Annotated in this window: 15 protein-coding genes; 10 read left to right on the forward strand and 5 right to left on the reverse strand. The window is 59.7% G+C overall.

The annotated features are described in order from the left end of the window. Positions 1-23: 23 nt before the first annotated feature. From acnA to ABJM11_RS01135, 4 genes are all read left to right on the forward strand, one after another. Positions 24-2,783, forward strand: coding sequence for an aconitate hydratase AcnA (acnA, locus tag ABJM11_RS01120; protein WP_348294358.1), 2,760 nt, complete (start codon positions 24-26; stop codon positions 2,781-2,783). 148 nt (positions 2,784-2,931) lie between these two features. Continuing rightward, a complete protein-coding gene (locus ABJM11_RS01125) occupies positions 2,932-3,255 on the forward strand; it encodes a DUF2288 domain-containing protein (RefSeq protein WP_348294360.1) in 324 nt (107 codons plus the stop codon). Between the two features lie 18 nt (positions 3,256-3,273). Further along, positions 3,274-3,645 carry a hypothetical protein gene (locus ABJM11_RS01130; protein ID WP_348294362.1) on the forward strand — a complete coding sequence of 124 codons (372 nt, stop codon included), beginning with the start codon at positions 3,274-3,276 and terminating at the stop codon, positions 3,643-3,645. Positions 3,646-3,678: 33 nt separating this feature from the next. After that, on the forward strand, positions 3,679-4,587 hold the full coding sequence (locus ABJM11_RS01135; RefSeq protein ID WP_348294363.1) for a lysine exporter LysO family protein: 909 nt from the start codon (positions 3,679-3,681) through the stop codon (positions 4,585-4,587). A 78-nt stretch (positions 4,588-4,665) separates the two neighbouring features. On the opposite strand, the gene ABJM11_RS01140 is transcribed toward ABJM11_RS01135, so the two are convergent. Continuing rightward, the gene (locus tag ABJM11_RS01140; RefSeq protein ID WP_348294364.1) at positions 4,666-5,475 is read right to left on the reverse strand and encodes a TatD family hydrolase; all 810 of its coding nucleotides are present in this window, start codon (positions 5,473-5,475) and stop codon (positions 4,666-4,668) included. A gap of 129 nt (positions 5,476-5,604) precedes the next feature. Here ABJM11_RS01140 and ABJM11_RS01145 point away from each other — a divergent pair, with 129 nt between their 5' ends. After that, complete coding sequence (locus tag ABJM11_RS01145) at positions 5,605-6,435, forward strand: polyphosphate kinase (RefSeq protein ID WP_348294366.1); 831 nt, start codon at positions 5,605-5,607, stop codon at positions 6,433-6,435. A 17-nt stretch (positions 6,436-6,452) separates the two neighbouring features. Next, positions 6,453-7,724 carry a D-amino acid dehydrogenase gene (locus ABJM11_RS01150; RefSeq protein ID WP_348294367.1) on the forward strand — a complete coding sequence of 424 codons (1,272 nt, stop codon included), beginning with the start codon at positions 6,453-6,455 and terminating at the stop codon, positions 7,722-7,724. Between the two features lie 158 nt (positions 7,725-7,882). Here the strand turns inward: ABJM11_RS01150 and ABJM11_RS01155 are convergent, their stop codons facing one another. Further along, complete coding sequence (locus ABJM11_RS01155) at positions 7,883-8,605, reverse strand: tRNA/rRNA methyltransferase (RefSeq protein WP_348294369.1); 723 nt, start codon at positions 8,603-8,605, stop codon at positions 7,883-7,885. Here ABJM11_RS01155 and ABJM11_RS01160 point away from each other — a divergent pair. Beyond that, complete coding sequence (locus tag ABJM11_RS01160; protein WP_348294371.1) at positions 8,604-9,869, forward strand: methyltransferase; 1,266 nt, start codon at positions 8,604-8,606, stop codon at positions 9,867-9,869. The genes ABJM11_RS01155 and ABJM11_RS01160 overlap by 2 nt on opposite strands. On the opposite strand, the gene ABJM11_RS01165 is transcribed toward ABJM11_RS01160, so the two are convergent. From ABJM11_RS01165 to ABJM11_RS01175, 3 genes are all read right to left on the reverse strand, one after another. Then, on the reverse strand, positions 9,854-10,336 hold the full coding sequence (locus tag ABJM11_RS01165; RefSeq protein WP_348294372.1) for a hypothetical protein: 483 nt from the start codon (positions 10,334-10,336) through the stop codon (positions 9,854-9,856). The two genes, ABJM11_RS01160 and ABJM11_RS01165, sit on opposite strands and share 16 nt — an antisense overlap. Before the next feature lie 105 nt (positions 10,337-10,441). Beyond that, on the reverse strand, positions 10,442-11,641 hold the full coding sequence (locus tag ABJM11_RS01170; RefSeq protein ID WP_348294373.1) for an OmpA family protein: 1,200 nt from the start codon (positions 11,639-11,641) through the stop codon (positions 10,442-10,444). Between the two features lie 146 nt (positions 11,642-11,787). Beyond that, the gene (locus ABJM11_RS01175; RefSeq protein ID WP_348294376.1) at positions 11,788-14,118 is read right to left on the reverse strand and encodes an ATP-dependent helicase; all 2,331 of its coding nucleotides are present in this window, start codon (positions 14,116-14,118) and stop codon (positions 11,788-11,790) included. A 32-nt stretch (positions 14,119-14,150) separates the two neighbouring features. Between ABJM11_RS01175 and ABJM11_RS01180 the strand changes: the two genes are divergently transcribed. The 3 genes from ABJM11_RS01180 to ABJM11_RS01190 all read left to right on the forward strand — a co-directional run bounded on the left by ABJM11_RS01180 (position 14,151) and on the right by ABJM11_RS01190 (position 17,459). Beyond that, positions 14,151-14,531, forward strand: coding sequence for a DUF2237 domain-containing protein (locus tag ABJM11_RS01180; protein ID WP_348294378.1), 381 nt, complete (start codon positions 14,151-14,153; stop codon positions 14,529-14,531). A 22-nt stretch (positions 14,532-14,553) separates the two neighbouring features. Further along, positions 14,554-16,683 (forward strand): GNAT family N-acetyltransferase, encoded by a 2,130-nt coding sequence (locus ABJM11_RS01185; protein ID WP_348294379.1) that lies wholly within the window; start codon positions 14,554-14,556, stop codon positions 16,681-16,683. Between the two features lie 80 nt (positions 16,684-16,763). Continuing rightward, positions 16,764-17,459 carry an ankyrin repeat domain-containing protein gene (locus tag ABJM11_RS01190; protein ID WP_348294380.1) on the forward strand — a complete coding sequence of 232 codons (696 nt, stop codon included), beginning with the start codon at positions 16,764-16,766 and terminating at the stop codon, positions 17,457-17,459. Position 17,460 lies beyond the last annotated feature (1 nt).

Here is a 17,460-nt window from a genome sequence, read left to right on the forward strand (position 1 = left end):
GATATTGAAAAAGGAGGCACCTCATGTCGAAACAAAGCCTGAGTAAAGACAGTCTCAACACCCTTTCCAGCCTTGAAGCTGGCGGTAAAACCTACCACTACTACAGCCTGCCCAAGGCCGCCGATGCCCTGGGCAACATAGACAAGCTGCCGTTTTCCCTCAAGGTGCTGCTGGAGAACCTGCTGCGCAATGAGGACGACACCACTGTGGACCGGGGTCATATCGACGCTATGGTTCAGTGGATGAAAGACCGCCGATCCGACACCGAAATCCAGTTCCGTCCGGCCCGTGTGTTGATGCAGGACTTTACCGGCGTGCCCGGTGTGGTGGATCTGGCGGCCATGCGTGAGGCCGTCAAGGCGGCAGGCAAAGACCCGGCCATGATCAACCCGTTGTCACCAGTAGACCTGGTAATTGACCACTCGGTGATGGTGGACAGGTTTGGTGACCCGTCGGCGTTCAGGGACAACGTTACCATCGAGATGGAACGCAACCAGGAGCGCTACGAGTTCCTGCGCTGGGGCCAGCAGGCCTTCGATAATTTCCGCGTGGTGCCGCCGGGTACCGGTATCTGTCACCAGGTGAACCTGGAGTATCTGGGAAAAACGGTCTGGAGCAAGGATCAGGACGGCAAAACCATCGCCTATCCGGACACCCTGGTTGGTACGGATTCACACACCACGATGATTAACGGCCTGGGCATCCTTGGCTGGGGTGTGGGCGGTATAGAAGCCGAAGCGGCCATGCTCGGCCAGCCGGTGTCCATGCTGATTCCGGAAGTGGTCGGGTTCAAGATTACCGGCAAGCTGCGGGAAGGTATCACCGCCACCGACCTGGTACTCACCGTCACAGAAATGCTGCGCAAAAAAGGTGTCGTGGGCAAGTTCGTGGAATTCTACGGTGATGGCCTGAAAGATATGCCCGTCGCTGACCGGGCCACCATTGCCAACATGGCGCCGGAATACGGTGCCACCTGCGGCTTCTTCCCAGTAGACGAACAGACCATCAAATACATGCAGCTGACCGGCCGCGAAGAGGGCCAGCTTGAACTGGTGGAGGCCTATGCCAAGGCCCAGGGTCTATGGCGGCAACCGGGCCAGGAGCCGGTGTACACCGACAACCTGGAACTGGACATGGGCGAAGTGGAGGCCAGCCTGGCTGGCCCCAAGCGCCCACAGGACCGCGTGGCCCTGAAAAACATGAAGGCGTCGTTCGAGCTGCTGATGGAAACGGCGGAGGGTCCGGCAGACACCCGCGAAGACAAGCTGGAGTCCGAAGGTGGGCAGACCGCTGTCGGAGTGCAGGACAGCTACCATCACGCGGCCAGCCAGCCCCTGGAAATGAACGGGCTGAAGAGCCGTCTCGACCCGGGCGCCGTGGTTATTGCAGCCATTACCTCCTGTACCAACACCTCCAACCCGAGTGTGATGATGGCTGCCGGCCTCATTGCCCAGAAAGCCGTGGCGAAAGGGTTGCAGACAAAACCCTGGGTGAAAACCTCCCTGGCTCCCGGGTCGAAGGTAGTGACGGATTACCTGAAAGTGGGTGGTTTCCAGGACGATCTCGACAAGCTGGGATTCAACCTGGTGGGCTATGGTTGCACCACCTGTATCGGTAACTCGGGCCCGCTGCCGGACGCAGTTGAAAAGGCCATTGCCGATGGTGACCTCACCGTTGCCTCGGTGTTGTCCGGTAACCGCAACTTCGAGGGCCGGGTGCATCCGCTGGTGAAAACCAACTGGCTGGCGTCGCCGCCGCTGGTGGTCGCCTATGCACTGGCCGGGAACGTGCGCCTGGACCTTTTCAAGGATCCGCTGGGTGAAGACAGCGATGGCAACCCGGTCTATCTGAAAGACCTGTGGCCAAGCCAGCAGGAAATTGCCGAGGCGGTCGAGAAGGTCAAGACCGACATGTTCCACAAAGAGTACGCCGAGGTTTTCGACGGTGACGACACGTGGAAGTCCATCAAGGTGCCGGAAAGCAAGGTGTACGAGTGGTCAGACAAATCCACCTATATTCAGCATCCGCCCTTTTTCCAGGGCCTGAAGGAAGAGCCGGACGCCATTGATGACATCCAGGATGCGCACATACTCGCCATGCTCGGGGATTCCGTTACCACGGACCATATTTCTCCGGCTGGCTCGTTCAAGCCTGACAGCCCCGCGGGTAAGTACCTGCAGGAGCACGGGGTGGAGCCGAAAGACTTCAACTCCTATGGTTCCCGCCGGGGTAACCACGAGGTGATGATGCGAGGCACCTTTGCCAACGTTCGTATCAGAAACGAGATGCTGGACGGTGTCGAGGGTGGCTTTACCCGGCATATCCCCTCTGGTGATCAGATGCCCATCTATGATGCGGCCATGAAGTATCAGGAAGAGGGCACCCCGCTGGTTGTCATCGCTGGCAAGGAATACGGCACCGGTTCCAGCCGCGACTGGGCAGCCAAGGGCACCCGCCTGCTGGGTGTGAAGGCAGTCGTGGCCGAGTCCTACGAGCGCATCCACCGTTCCAACCTGATCGGCATGGGCGTCATGCCGCTGCAGTTCCAGGAAGGGGTGGATCGCAAGAGCCTGAAGTTGACCGGTGAGGAGACGATCAGCATCAAGGGGCTTTCCGGTGATATCAAGCCGGGCCAGAAGCTGGAGATGACGGTAACCTACCCGGACGGCCACACGGAAACCTGTGAACTGCTGTCGCGGATCGACACCGCCAATGAAGCAGTGTATTACCGCCATGGAGGCATCCTGCACTATGTGGTGCGGGAAATGCTGAAGTCAGCTTGAGAAAGCAGCCTGAACAGGGCGGGGGTTCCGGGTCCAGCGGGCCGGAACCCCCGCAACAGGTGCTCCATCTTCGGTTTTGAGGTAAGCTGAGGCATTGCAGAAGCGCGTTTCAAAGCCGAATGAAAACAGGAGTTGCCGAGAGCTGACCATGTCTTCTTCCCACCAGTCCCCCGATGACATCAAGGCAAAACTCAACCTGGAAACCTCCCGGATCAACTGGCATGACCTGCAGGTTTACTACGCCCGTGGGCATGTCGTGAAGGTGTCCCCGGAGCTGGATCTGCTCGACGTCGCCGCCGAACTGGCGGCGGACAACACCGCCCGTTTCCAGCAATGGATGAGCGCTGGGCAGGTGGGGGACGTTGCACCGGAACTCGCTCAGCAGTGGTATGACAGTAATGCCGAGCTCTGGGCAGTGGTTATTGCGCCCTGGGTGCTGGTACAGGACAGGTCCGACCATGTGCTTCACTGAACCGGTCGGGGAAACGTTGTGAAGCTGCACTATTTTCACGGCCGTGGCCCGTTGCGGGCCCTGGTTATGGTTCGGGACCGGCGTCGGGTTGAACTGTTTATCAAACCGGTCGGGGATGATATATGGGCGTTGGTGGCACTCAGTGGCTCGCTGGACGGCCAGCCAGAGAAGCATCGTTGCCAGGGCCCCTACCGTTCAATCGCCCAGGCCGAGGCAGTACTGCGTAGTGTGGCTGGCGCCCTGATGGGGCAGGACTACCAGCCCCAGCCCCGGGATTATGTGGTCTGGTCTGTGATGGCCCAACGGCTTGCCCGCACCATACGGACTGACCGGGACGCCAGTGCCGGCCGTTTTCATTTTGATCCGGATCAGTACGAGCCCATCGGCTGAGCTGCCCCACCTATATCACTATCCGAGGATTTCATGCTCACCGGCGCATTGCTGATACTGGCACCGCTTTTTCTGGGATTCGCCCTGGCACTGGATAATCGTCACCTGATGACGGTTATTCATTATAGTGTGGAAGGGCTGGTGTATTTCATCCTGGCTCTGTTAGGCCTCGGCCTGGGGCAGATGGAAGGTCTGGGTGCCGAGCTCGGAGGCATGGCCTTTCAGGTGCTGATTCTCGTGGTTGCCCTGCTGGTGGCGAACATGGCCGGTTTGTGGCTGTTTCACCGCTGGCAGCCGATGACGGTTGAACGCCCGCACGGCAATATCAGCCCCGGCTATCGGCGGCTGTTTCTCGCCGGCCTCAAGCCGTTGCTGGCGGTGATGGCCGGCCTGCTTGCCGGGTATTATTTGCTGCCGGATATGCCGATGGCAGAGCAGGTGGCAACCTGGGCACTGATGCTGCTGCTTTTTCTGATCGGAATACAGTTGCGTAATGCGGGCCTGTCGCTGCGCAAGCTGCTAATGAATCGCCAGGGCCTGGGCATCGCGCTGTCTCTTGCGCTCAGCTCGCTGATGGCCGGTATTATGATGATTCCGTTGTTGGCCTTGCCCTGGCATGACGTGCTCGCCATGGCCTCCGGCTTTGGCTGGTATTCCCTCTCCGGTATCGTGATCGGTGATGCCCTGGGCCCCGCCTGGGGCGGCGTCGCCTTTCTGAACGATGTCCTGCGGGAAATTATAGCGCTGGCCATCATTCCGCTGCTGATCGCCAGTCGGCCCGCCATGGCCATTGGCTATGGCGGTGCCACTGCCATGGATTTCACCCTTCCCGTCATCCGTAGCAGCGGTGGCCTGGCCTGTGTGCCGGTCGCCATCGCCTCCGGCTTTTTGCTGTCTTTCCTGTCGCCGGTGCTGATGGCGGTGTTTCTGTCCTTGGGATAAGCAGCAACCGCTACGGTGGGGGAGCCCGCCACCACCCGAGTAAGCCCCGCCCGCGAGCCGGAGCGGGGGCGCGGTTGATTATTGCTGCGGGAAGAATGTCCTCAGGCTATTTTCGTAGGTGCTAGCCAGTACGCTTTCCAGCGGCAACTGTTTTACTTCGGCAATTTTTTCAGCAACAAAGGGAATATAGAAGGGCGCATTTTCTTTACCGCGATAGGGCACCGGGGTCAGGAATGGCGAGTCGGTTTCCAGCAGGATCTGCTCGATCGGTGCCATTCGCACGATGTCTCGCACATTTTCTGCTTTGTTGAAGGTGGTGATGCCGTTGAAGCCGAGGCACCAGCCTTCATCGAGGGCATACCGCGCCAGGCCGGGACCGGAGGTGAAACTGTGGATCACGCCCCGGCGCTTGAGGGTGGCCTCGAACTCTCTCAGTATCTCGATGGTATCGTCATCGGCTTCACGGCTATGAATCACGACCGGGCGATCCGTGTCGCAGGCAATCTGCAGCTGGCGGCGGAAAACCTCGCGCTGCACGTTCCGGTCTGCATTGTCGTAAAAATAATCCAGGCCGATCTCTCCCACGGCCACGATTCTCTCGTCGCCAGCGTGGGCGCGGATTTCGGCTTCCGCGGCGTCGGAATATTTCTCGGCATCATGGGGGTGCACGCCCTGAGTACCGTAGACCCAGGGCGCAGCCTGGGTGAGCTCACGCACGGTCGCCAGGTTTTCCGGTGACACGGCGATCGTGATCACCCGCTCTATATTGACCCGCTGTGCCTCGGCCAGGGTTTCCTCCAGGGGGCGGTCCTTGAGGTAATCCAGATGGCAGTGGGTTTCGATAATCGGATGGTCGAATACGGGAATCTCGCGACGTTTTTTACTCATTGCCTGGTACTACACTCCGATGCAACCACGGTAATGGCTGCTATTCTGAACATTTGGTCTGCCAATTCTATCAGCTTGTCCGATTGTTGGCCTGTATTACCGCGATAGCAAGTTGCACGGAGCACTCTGATGACATTATCGGCATTTTCCAGTTCCTTTCTTTTCTCACCGAAGAAGCCAGCGTTCCGGGATTACCCGACGCTCCTGGAAGATGATGACAAACTGCCGGGGCTGGAAGCCAGTCTTGAACAGATTGGCGAGTACCAGCGACGCCTATGGGCCAACCAGGCCAGGGCCCTATTGCTGGTCGCCCACGGGCCGGACACCAGTGGCAAGGACAGCCTGATCCGGACACTGGCAACCTACGTCGACCCTGCCGGATTCCATGCCTGGTCCTTCAGCCGACCCCAAGGGGCCGAAACCCGCCATGATTTCCTCTGGCGGGTAACGCCGTTCCTGCCGGGCTTTGGCGAAATGGTGGCGTTCAACCGCAGTCATCACGAAGCGGCCATTGCCGAGCGGGTATGGCCGGTCCACGAACCCGAGAGCTACAACTGGCAGAACCGTTACCGGTCTATCCGCAACTTCGAGAGCCACCTGGTGGACGAAGGCACTACGGTGATCAAGATCTGGCTTAACCTGTCCGAGGACGAGCACCGTGAGCGCCTGCTCAAACGCCTGGACAAACCCCGCAAGCGCTGGAAGTTCGACGAGTCTGACATCGAAGGCTGGCGAAAGCGTGATCAGTATGAAACCTTCGCTGAAGAAGCTCTGGTGGCGACACACACGGAAGAGGCGCCCTGGTTTATTGTGCCAGGCGACAGGAAACCGCAGGCCAGGGCAATCGTTGCAGCGTTGTTGGCGGAACAGCTGCAACGGCTGGCTCCGGACTACCCGGAAGAAGACGAAGGCGTGCTGGAGGAGTATCGGCGCCTGTTAGCCGCAAACGGCGTAACGTGAACCAGACGGAGAGGCAAATGCAGATTATTGTTGTGGGCGGTGGCGTCGTGGGTATGACCACGGCCTACGAGTTGAATCGCAGGGGCCACCAGGTAACAGTGCTGGAGCGCCATGGAATCGCGGGAAACGAGACCAGTAAGGGTAATGCCGCGCAGCGTTCCTACGGTGTGGTGTACCCCTGGGCGGATCCTTCCATGGTGTTGAAGGCCGTACCCTGGTTATTCATGAAAGACGGCCCGCTGAAAATGAGGGTGCCGCCTTCCATCGAAACTTTGAGATTCATGTTTGCCACACTGCGTTACGCTCTGTCTCCAGGCCTTTTCGGCCTGAACAAGCGCGCCATGCTCCGCCTGGGTATCCACAGTCGCAAACGCTTTCTGGCCCTTGAACAGGAGTTGGGCCTGAGCTTCGATGGCGGCCACCAGGGCCTGCTCCATCTGGCCAGCACGCCGGACGCCCTCGAAGGCTATCGTCAGACTCACCAATTGCTCACGGAGCTGGGCATCGCTTCCCGCTTGCTGACCCCTGAGCAGGTTCGTGAAGCCGAGCCGGGAATGACCGGCAATGGTCCACTCTATGGCGCCCTGAGCTACGATACCGACGGCACTGGCGACTGCCACCTGTTTTCCCGCGAACTGGCAAGCGCCTGTGAGTCCAGGGGTGTGAGCATCCGCTACAACACCGAAACCCTGCACCTTATCGCGGACAGTCAGCGGATAACCGGCGTTGCCGTTCGCAACAAGAATGGCAAGGCGGAAACCCTGGAGACCGACGCGGTGGTGGTCTGCGCCGGCTGCTGGTCGGATCAACTGACCCGCCCGCTGGGCCTGAAACTGCCGATTTATCCGGTCAAGGGCTACAGCTTCACCGTGCCTCTGGCGGACCCTGACCGGGCTCCGGTTTCCACTGTGCACGATGACAACTACAAGGTGGTTTCCACGCGCCTGGGTGACCGCCTGCGAGCCTCCGGTTTCGTGGAACTGGCGGACTTCAACCGCGACATCCCGGAAGCCCGGCTGGCCACCATCCGCAAATCCGTGGAATCCCGTTTTCCGGGCTGCGCCGACCTCAAATCCGCGGAAACCTGGACGGGTTTTCGCCCCATGACGCCGGATGGGCCCGCCATTATTGGACGCGGGCCCCGGGAAAACCTGTTTCTCAACACCGGCCACGGTACTTTTGGCTGGACGCTTTCGGCGGGCAGTGCAGATGTGATTGCCCAGCTGATCGACGGTGATGAGCCTTCTGTGAGTCTGGATGCGTTTCGGCCTGGGAGGTTTTCTGAATAAGGCCTGGATTGTAGCTCTGGGGGTAGAGCCGGTCCGGTGGCCCTTCCCAAGATACGCTGTGAATACGTCCATGTACGCTCGACGAAAACATCCATGTTTTCGACGATCTTGGGAAGGGCCACCGGACCGGCTCCCATGGCGTACAGCTGCCTAAAGAGCTACCTGAAAGGCGCCTGCTGGTCGGAGCTGGACGATTCTCGGAGTTTGCGTTCGATATTTCCACAGAGGGTGTGGGCAAAGCCGATGTCTCTTTCGGTGAGCAAGGGCAACCGTTCAAATACCCACTGAGACAGCTTGCCATCTGAAGGCGCATCCAGCTCAGGGAGAAGCGTTTCCAAACGCTGACGCAGGGCGCCCAGGCGGGCATCAGTAGCTTCCGGCCGGGATTGTTCCGTAGGCGCCAAGGCCAGGCCGGACAGCTCCCAGGCATAGAGCATGACCGCCTGGGACAGGTTGAGCGACGGGTAGGATACGGCCATGGGAAAGCCTGTGAGCAGGTCGCACAGGGCCAGCTCGTCATTGGACAGGCCGCGGTCCTCGCGGCCGAACACCAGGGCTGCGGTCGCGACCGAGGCACCCTTGCCGGCAATGATCTCTCGCAATTGCGCGGGCTGGTGCCAGTCCTGCCTGTGGTGGCGGGGTTTGGCGGAGGTGCCCATCAGCAGGTCTACGGAGTTTCTTACCGCGGTGAGATCAGGGAAAATGCGCGCATTTCCCAGGATATGATCGCTGCCATGGGCCAGCCAGTGGGCTTCCGGGCGGGTGTGAAGGTCTGAATTGACCAGCCACAGCTCGCCAAAGCCCATGGTGCAAAGGGCGCGGGCGGCTGCCCCTACGTTTTCGGGAACCTTCGGTTCGACAAGTACAAAGGCCAGTTGCATGACGTTACCTCCGGCGGCGAGTTTACACCACGGCGCGGAATCTTTTTACCAGCAGTGGCAGCGCCTGAACGACTGGCTGGTGCAGCATCATGAGCTGTGGCAACCGGCGCCGTTTACCGACCCTTGCCCGGCCTGGGTCCAGAGGTGGCCGGTGCTGGCGGAACAGGTGGCAAACCTTTCTGACCGTGACTGCCAGCGCCTGGACGATGACCCCGGCGCACTTGCAGCCTTGCTGGGGCGGGAGTTGCCGTCATTGCAGTTATTCGAAGGGTTGACCCGCGTGCCTCTGCTGTATTCCGGATCTGCAGGGCCGAGCACGCTGCCGGAGGTCCGGGCCACCGATATGCCTGGCCGCAAGCGACTGCAATCCGGCGCTTTCGCCGCTGCGATCAGGCCGTTGCAGCACGATGTACTGGACTGGTGCTGCGGCAAGGGCCATCTGGCCAGGACCCTGTCGCCATGGTGTGATGGCAAGGTGTCAGGGTTCGAATGGAGCCAGGCCCTGGTAGAGGACGGTAACCGTCTGGCAGGAAAATTCGGCGATGCTGTCACGTTGCACTGTCAGGATGTGATGGCGGAGGAGCTGGAGATGCCTGAAGCCGTCCATGGTGTTGCTCTGCATGCCTGTGGTGACCTCCACCGCCGGTTGATGCGGCGGGCGGCGCATGGTGGTTTGCCACGGTTGAGCTTTTCACCCTGTTGCTACCACCTCACAGAGTTGCGGTACTATCAGCCGGTTTCCCGGCGGGCCGGAGGCTGCCCGCATACGCTGAAACTGACGCGGGAGAACCTGCGGCTGGCCGTTCAGGAAACCGTTACCGCGCCGCAAAGGGTGCGACAGAAAACCCGCCAGGTCAGCCGCTGGCGACTGGGTTTTGACGGTCTGCAACGGTGTCTGCGTGGTACGGATGCCTACTTGCCGGTGCCGTCACACCCGCCGGGGCTGGCAAACGGTGACTTCGCCGGCTTCTGTCGCTGGGCGGCGAAGAAAAAAGGTCTGGAATTGCCGGATGAGACGGATTTTGACCATTGGGAGCGTCATGGTGAACGGCGATTTCAGGAAGTGCGTCGCCATGAGCTGGTTCGTCACCTGTTCCGGCGGCCGCTGGAGCTCTGGCTGGTACTGGACTACGCGTTGTTTCTGGAGGAGCAGGGTTATGACGTGCGGCTGGGTACTTTCTGTGAGCGTCAACTGACGCCTCGTAACCTGCTCATCGACGCAGTTAAAGCCGGGAGCACGCAGAACGCTCAGGGTTTGCGGTAGACCACGTCTTCCACACAGCCATCGCGGAAATATACGTAGGTGAGCTCGTAGAGCTTGCCATAGTATCTGGTCTGGTACACCCAGGTTTCCTGGGGGGTAGGGTAAGTTTCCGGGGGCCGGCCAAAGGCTTTGCGAACATGCTCTTTGGTCATGCCTTTTACCACCTGTTCCCGCACGAGATACCGCCTCAGATCGGTAGAGTTAATGAAGCGACAGGTGTCTATGGCCTGTTGCTGTTCGCGCTTGCTCTCCTCCTTTTCGGTGTTCTCCGGCTTTGATTCCGGTGGCAGGTTCTGGCCAAAACTGCCGCCGATCTGGTTGTCCCGAATGATGATACGCTCGGAATCCTCTCCGCAGGGCTGGTCGGAAAAGCGAGTATGATCCCCGGTGTCGCAACGATAGACCTGGGCCCAGGCGCTGGCAGGCAGGCCCAGCATGAGAAGAACGAAAAACAGCGCCCCTTTCACAGCACTCTCCCACAGGTTTGAGCCCATTGGTTACAGGCCGGACACAAAAAAGGCGCCCGAAGGCGCCTTCTTATCTGGTTGATTCTGAAAACTCAACCTCGACGCTTAACGGCGAACCTGGATGCGGGCTTCAACCCGACGGTTCTCGGCGCGGCCTGCTGCGGTGTCGTTGCTGGCAACCGGCTCGGCTTCACCGTAACCAACCGCGTCCACACGCTCGTCGCTGATGCCCAGGGCATCGGTCAGGCGGGTGGCAACGGCCTCAGCGCGGCGCTGGGACAGGAAGCGGTTGTACTCAGCCTCGCCCCTGCTGTCGCTGTGACCGGCGATTTCCACGGTCGTTTCCGGGTATTCACGCATGAACTCTGCAACACGGCGAATTTCGTTGTCATAGGCATCGCCGATGACAGAGCTGTTGGTGGGGAACTGCACGTTCAGCTCAATGGTTTCAACCGTCTCGGTAACGCCTTCGCAACCCGTATCATCTACCTCAGCGCCTGCTGCGGTATCAGGGCACTGGTCCTGGCTGTCGACAACGCCATCGTTATCGCTGTCGAGCTCGCAGCCACGATTGTTGACGCTGGCTCCTGCCGGGGTGTTGGGGCATTGGTCCTTGCTGTTGGCGACACCGTCGCCGTCGTCATCGCGCTCGCAACCGTTGCTGTCGACACTGGCGCCAGCCGGAGTGCCCGGGCACTGGTCGCGGTTGTCAGGCACACCGTCGTTGTCCCCGTCAGCAGGCTCGGGGCTGGATTCAGACACGGTGCGGTTAAAGGCAAAGCTCAGGCCGAGGGTTGCCTGGGTGTCAAAAGTGCTCTCGTCGATGCCGTGAAATTCACGCAGTTCGGCGCGGATCGACACATTATCGCTGACGTTGTAGCGGAAGCCGGCACCTACATTGACCCGGGTTTCCTGGTGGTCGGACCCGGCGGTCTGGTCAACCAGCACGTCATCGCCGAAGTCTGCGTGACCGGCGCCGGCTGACACATAGGGATTCCATGCCTCTTCCTGTCCGGCGAAGTAATAGATACCGTCCAGCCGGTACTCGTTAAAGTCGCTGTTGCCGTCCACGTACTTGCGATCAGCGTCAGCGTTGGAGTAAACCGCCTCAACGGCCCAGTTCGGGTGGAAGCGGTATTCCGCACCTATGCCGAAAGTAGCGGTTTCACTGAGATCGCGTTTGTCGTCAAACAGTTGAAATCCGACGAAGGGGTTCAGGTAGATCGTTTCTTCGCGGTCTGCGAGGGCGGGAGTGGCAAGGGATGCGGTAAGGGCCGCAAGGGTCAATGGACGCATGATGTTCATGCAGAACCTCCTGTTCGATTATCGTTATTGATAAAACTGGCGTTTATCGGGTGCGTAGAGCAATGTTACAGCGTACTTACGTGGAATCTACGCGAGAGGATTCAAAAAACAACGAATGAATGCAAATGACATATCGGCAATTGTACTCAGGCCTCTTTGGACAGGGTGGTGAAATACAGGTGAGCGCTTTTCTTGCTGAAATTCAGGGTGTCGCCGTTATCGAACCTGACTTCGAAGGAACTGTCGTCCTCACCAACCACGGAACCGGCGCCGAAAATGGCGTGGCTGAGACGTATTTTTGACCACAGTGGCGCTGTCTGGCCTTCACCGCTTTCACCGCTACCATTCAGCGTAATGCCTATTCTCGATGCGTAGCGGGTGCCGGTCGCGGTTACCGGTGCGGCTGTTGTCACGGCCGTCTCTTCATCATCGCTGCGTTCATCCAGCCACTGCCCGAATTCCTTTGATAGAGGGAAGCAGAGCTCGTCTATAAACCGGCTGGGGCCCTGGTCGCCGTCCAGGTGTCGGTTTTCGCCAAAGGGGCGGGTGATCAGGTGAAGCTGTTCCCGGGTGCGTGTCATGGCCACGTAGAGCAGCCGGCGTTCGCTCTCCAGAAAGGCTTTGGGATCGTCCTGGGCACGGGGGCTGTAGGGCAGGTATTTTTCCTGCAGCCCGGGGAGGATCACGGTAGACCATTCCAGCCCCTTGGTACGGTGGATGGTCGATAGCAGAGCGCCGCCGCGACGGGCTTCCCCCGCTTGCTGTTTCAGCACCTTAAGATGCTCGATCGCCTCCTCAGTGCTGACATCCAGCCCTGCCAGGTAGAGCCGGAAGCCGCGAACGGTTTCGATGCGCTCGTCGGCGGTTTCATGGGTGAGGGCAAGACTGCGGATACCCTCGTAGAGCTCGGTTTCTTCCGCATAGAGGGTGATCAGGTCCGCCACGGGGCCCCTGAATCTGCCCAGCTGGCCCAGCGTCTCGCCCAGTTTGCGAAGTTTTCTGGCGGCCATTGGCGCGAGGGCGTCGAAATCCATGGCCAGTAGCCGCTCGTGCCAACCTTCACCAAATCCTGCCAGGAACCGCGCCAGTTGCTCCAGTTCTGGTTCTTTAAGGCCCACATGGGGGAACCGCAGCAGTTGCCGTGCAATATCAAGCCGGTCGTCATCCGGCAAATTGCGTATACGGCCGGAGACGACCATCAACAGGCCGGTTATCGCCTGAACCTCACGGCTGAACAGCGCGCCCTTGCCGGCGTCAATGCGATAGGGCACCTGCCGCGCCAGCAGTTTGAGTTCAATAGGCACGCTCTGGCTCCAGACCCGGAACAGGATGGCGGTGTTGCCGAGGGCCGTGTGGTCCAGGGGTTGAAGGAGCTTCAGAACAACGTCGCTGTCGTTTTCCTGCTGGTGCAGCGTTACCCCGGTTGCCGGCGTCGAGGGGTGGGAGTGGCAAAGAACATCCTTGCGGCCGGTGTTGTGGCAGATCAGGTGGTTGGCCAGTAGGGCTACATGGTGGCCGTAGCGGAAGGTGTAGCTCAGAGTCTGTTCCAGCGGGCTCTCGAACTCCTCGCTGAAACGCCTGAGAATAAAGTCCGGCTTGGCACCACGGAACTCGTAGATGGTCTGGTCGGGATCACCCACCACGGTGACCCGCGCCCTGTCCCCCGCCACGTATCTCAGCAGCAGGTGCTGGATTTCGTTGGTGTCCTGGTACTCGTCCACCAGGACCAGATCCATCTTGTTGCCCACCAACCGCTGCAGCGGCGGGTTCTGGTGGATGGCCATCACCGGCTCATAGAGCATGTCGGCGTAGCTGATCCGGCTCTGGGATTTGCGCCACTGTTCGAAGCTGTGGAACAGGTCGATCAGGTAGCGGTGCTTGTCTGAATAGCCGAGCTCTTCAAATACGATGTCCGCCGGGGTCAGGGTGGTCTTCACCAGGTCGATAAAGTTGACGGCGGTTTCCACGAAGTCTTTCTTGTTGCGGCGGATCTCATCCGCCAGGTCTTCAGGCGCCAGACGGCGGGTAAGCTGCCATGCCTGGTAGCTGATTTCCTGGTCGGTAAGTATCCTGTCGGAAAACCCGGGCAGGAATCCTTCCCGTACAAAGCGTTTGTAAAGCCGCAGGCCCATGGCGTGGTAGGTGCGAATTTCGGGGAGTGTCAGGCCGGTGTCGCGGTTGACATCCTGTAGTTTGCGCTCGAAATCGACCCTCGCGCTGCGGTTGAACATCAGCACCAGCATGCGGTTTGGATCGTGCCCCTGTTCTAGCAGGTAGCGAATGCGCCAGGCCAGTGTCGTGGTCTTGCCACTGCCCGCCACGGCCGTTATCACCACATGTTCGAACCCGGCGGTGATGATTGCCCGTTGCTCATCGGTGAGGTGGTCCGGAAGCTCGGTCATGGTCTGTGTTTGGTGTGGGGTCGGCATGGGCGGTATTGTACCCGGCGGCTGGTAGTGCTGATATGGGTGCCGCATAATCCCTCACTTTGACTAAGGAGATTGATATCATGGCGTCGACCGCTGAACCGGTGAATGTATTGGGCGAGAGCCTTGAAGTGTGTGGCATGGACCCCGAGACCGGCTTCTATCGGGATGGGTGTTGCAACACCGGGCCGGACGACCTGGGTGCACACGTGGTGTGTGCGGTTGTTACGGATGACTTTCTTGAGTATTCCAGCGCCAGGGGTAATGACCTCAGCACGCCACGGCCTGAATTTGGTTTTCCCGGTTTGAAAGCAGGGGACTCCTGGTGTCTGTGTGCGTCAAGGTGGCAGGAGGCATTTGAGGCTGACTGTGCGCCACGTGTGAAGCTGAGGGCCACCCATCGGTCCGCGCTGAAGTATTCGACATTGGAAGACCTCAAGCGCCATTCCGTGGACCTGAGCTGAATGGTTAGCGCAGAGAGACTGCATGAACACGCCTGAACTGCTCCACTGGCAAAAGCTGCAAGCCGACCTTCGTGCGGCCGGCCAGCGGCGGCTGGTGGTTCTGGAGGGTGATCGTTATGCCTCCCTGAGGTGGCTGGGCTCACTCCTTCCAGCATTGTCGATATCGCCGGGTGTCTGGACAGGACCGGTTGATGATCAGCCGGAATCCTCACTTACCTCGATTAAACCGGTCGATGGCCGGCACTGGCTGGGGCAGGACCTGGCCTGTGTGGTCTGGGATGGCTGGCGGGGCAATCCGCCGGACAGTTTTGCGGCGTTGGCGGGCACGCTTTCTGCCGGTGGGCTGTTTTTCTGGCTGATGCCGAAGCTGGAACATTGGGGTGCGTTTGCGGATCCTGACTACGCCCGGATGGGACTTCCAGAGGCCGGTCGCCATCCATTTATGGCAAGGATGGCCCGTATCGTGGCGAACGATAGCGCAGTTATACGGTTGTCATGGGATGACGCCGGGCCGTGGCCAGTATTGCCCACTGTCCAGGCAGCTCCAACGCCATTCAGGGTGGCCGGTACCCCGGATCAGGCGCGGGCCATTGACGCCATTGTCCGTACCGGAGAGGGCCGGCGCAGGCGCCCACTGGTTATCATTGCAGACCGTGGTCGTGGCAAGTCAGCTGCACTGGGTTTTGGCGCGGTCCGTATGCTGCACGGCGGTCGCAACCGTATAGCCGTGGTATCACCTCGTAAAGACAATGTCACCAGCCTGTTTCGCCATGCGGCGGAAGAGGCTGGTGTTGAATATCATGGGCAGACGGCTATTCATCCTGAGCCCGGTGGCAGTCTTGAGTGGTTTCCGGTGGACGATCTCTTGGCTACCCGTCCGGAGGCGGAGCTGGTGGTGGTGGACGAAGCAGCCGCCATACCGGCCCCCCTGCTGAAGCAGATTCTGCTTGGCTGGCCGCGAGTTGTATTTGCCTCTACCGTGCACGGCTATGAAGGGTCAGGGAGGGGATTCAAGCTGCGGTTCCGGATGGTCCTGGACAAAGAAACTCCCCACTGGCAATCGCTGACTCTGGAGCAGCCGGTGCGCTGGTCACCGCAGGATCCCCTGGAACCACTGGTTAACCGTCTGTTCCTCCTCGATGCAGAGGCGCAGGGGGAAGAGCAGACTGGTGAGATTTCGTTTAGCGAATGGCACCCGGAGGATGCCAGTGAGGCAGAACTTTCCCAGGCCTTTGGCTTGTTGGTAGATGCCCATTATCGAACCAGCCCCGGCGATCTGCGCCAATGGATGGATGATGCTGGTGCCGTGACCATCGTGGCAAGACACGGGACAGATATTATCGGCGTACTCTGGGCAACGATCGAAGGGGATCTGGAGCCAGCCCTTGCCCAGAAGGTGTTGCGGGGCGAACGGCGACTGAAAGGCCACCTGTTGCCCCAGTCTCTGGCCAATCATGGCGGTGATGTGGAAGCGGCCGCCCTGCGTATGCTGAGGGTGGTGCGAGTGGCCGTGCATGACCTGTATCGCAGGCAGGGAATCGGCAGGCAGTTGCTGAATAGCGCCACCGAGAGGGCCGGAGCCCTGACGCTTGACGCCATTGGCACCAGTTATGGCGCTGCGGAGGATCTGTTGCCTTTCTGGCACTCGTCTGGCTTTGTCACCGTGAGGCTGGGTATCAGTCGAGAGGCCAGCTCTGGCGAATACGCGGTTCAGATGCTGAAGGGGCTGACGGACAAGGGCATTGATACACAGCAGCGACTGTCCGCCAGATTTTCCGAACAATGGCCGGTTATGCTGCCGCCGGTCTGGGTCAACCTTTCCCCGCACCTGGTATTGGCGATCTCCGCAGACTTGCCGGCAGCACCGCCACTGACGGATCAGGAACTCATCGAGCTGGAGGCCTTCGCGTATGGGCACCGGGGATTTCAGCTGACCCAGCCGGCATTGAAACGACTGACGCTGCAGGCTGATGTAGCGAACCGGCTTCTGGGTAATGCCGGTGCCCCGTTGTGGGTGAAAGCCGTACTGCAGAATTACTCCTGGGAAGTGCTCAGGGAAGCGGGTTTTTGCAAGGGTAGGAAGGATGGCAAAGCAAGCCTGAGAATGCTCGCAGGTGACCTGATCAGTCATGGGTTTGATAAAACGGCCTGACTTGTGAACAGCTCGATTTAATTCGTTCCGTTTACTGACCAGAATAGCGGCAAAAATGAATCAACAGAGACCGAATCATCATGGCCCAGGGAACCGGCTTAATCCTTCCGAAACTCCTGCTTTTGCTGCTCACCAGTCTGCTTGTTGCGGCCTGTGCCACCAGGGACGAACCTTCCAATCTCGAGCAACGCCAGTCATCGGTGGCCAATACACCGCTAATGGCCGCTGTCAGCAGCGGTGATCTTGATAAAGTAAAGTCCCTGGCATCATCCGGCGCATCACTGAACACGCTGACAGAGCAAGGCACGCCTCTGGCGGCTGCGGTGAAAGCGGGCGAGGATCGCATCGCCCTGTTTCTGCTCAGTGAAGGAGCTGACCCGGACCGCGCATCGGCAGCTGGCGTGACACCGCTTATGATTGCGTCTGAACAGGGGCATCGTCGCCTGGTACGGCTGTTGTTATCGGCCGGCGCCAGGGTGAATGCCAAAGACAGCGTAGGTACAACACCAGTGATCCTGGCAGCGCGTAACGGCCATCTGTCAGTGGTCAAGGTGCTGCTGGCGGCCGGAGCCAACGTGAACGTCAGCCAGGGCGGCCGTTCCTTACTGATGCATATTGTGGAAGGCGGGGATCTGCTGACGGCGGAGATGCTGCTTGCCGCGGGCGCGGATGTGAATTACCGGGGTTCGAACGGACAGACGGCCCTGGATCTGGCACGCGTCAGCAACAACCGGGACCTGGAAATGCTGCTGATCCAGGCCGGTGCTGAAATCTGAG

This window comes from Marinobacter sp. (genome assembly GCF_039977835.1).
GTDB lineage: Bacteria > Pseudomonadota > Gammaproteobacteria > Pseudomonadales > Oleiphilaceae > Marinobacter.

Bases quoted from the DNA above. Each gene is read 5' to 3' on its own strand.
- ABJM11_RS01175 (WP_348294376.1), bottom strand. From the start codon at position 14,118: ATGCGGCACCCATATCAGCACTACCAGCCGCCGGGTACAATACCGCCC.
- acnA (WP_348294358.1), top strand. From the start codon at position 24: ATGTCGAAACAAAGCCTGAGTAAAGACAGTCTCAACACCCTTTCCAGC.
- ABJM11_RS01150 (WP_348294367.1), top strand. From the start codon at position 6,453: ATGCAGATTATTGTTGTGGGCGGTGGCGTCGTGGGTATGACCACGGCC.
- ABJM11_RS01160 (WP_348294371.1), top strand. From the start codon at position 8,604: ATGACGTTACCTCCGGCGGCGAGTTTACACCACGGCGCGGAATCTTTT.
- ABJM11_RS01140 (WP_348294364.1), bottom strand. From the start codon at position 5,475: ATGAGTAAAAAACGTCGCGAGATTCCCGTATTCGACCATCCGATTATC.
- ABJM11_RS01180 (WP_348294378.1), top strand. From the start codon at position 14,151: ATGGCGTCGACCGCTGAACCGGTGAATGTATTGGGCGAGAGCCTTGAA.
- ABJM11_RS01145 (WP_348294366.1), top strand. From the start codon at position 5,605: ATGACATTATCGGCATTTTCCAGTTCCTTTCTTTTCTCACCGAAGAAG.
- ABJM11_RS01185 (WP_348294379.1), top strand. From the start codon at position 14,554: ATGAACACGCCTGAACTGCTCCACTGGCAAAAGCTGCAAGCCGACCTT.
- ABJM11_RS01155 (WP_348294369.1), bottom strand. From the start codon at position 8,605: ATGCAACTGGCCTTTGTACTTGTCGAACCGAAGGTTCCCGAAAACGTA.
- ABJM11_RS01170 (WP_348294373.1), bottom strand. From the start codon at position 11,641: ATGAACATCATGCGTCCATTGACCCTTGCGGCCCTTACCGCATCCCTT.
- ABJM11_RS01125 (WP_348294360.1), top strand. From the start codon at position 2,932: ATGTCTTCTTCCCACCAGTCCCCCGATGACATCAAGGCAAAACTCAAC.
- ABJM11_RS01135 (WP_348294363.1), top strand. From the start codon at position 3,679: ATGCTCACCGGCGCATTGCTGATACTGGCACCGCTTTTTCTGGGATTC.
- ABJM11_RS01190 (WP_348294380.1), top strand. From the start codon at position 16,764: ATGGCCCAGGGAACCGGCTTAATCCTTCCGAAACTCCTGCTTTTGCTG.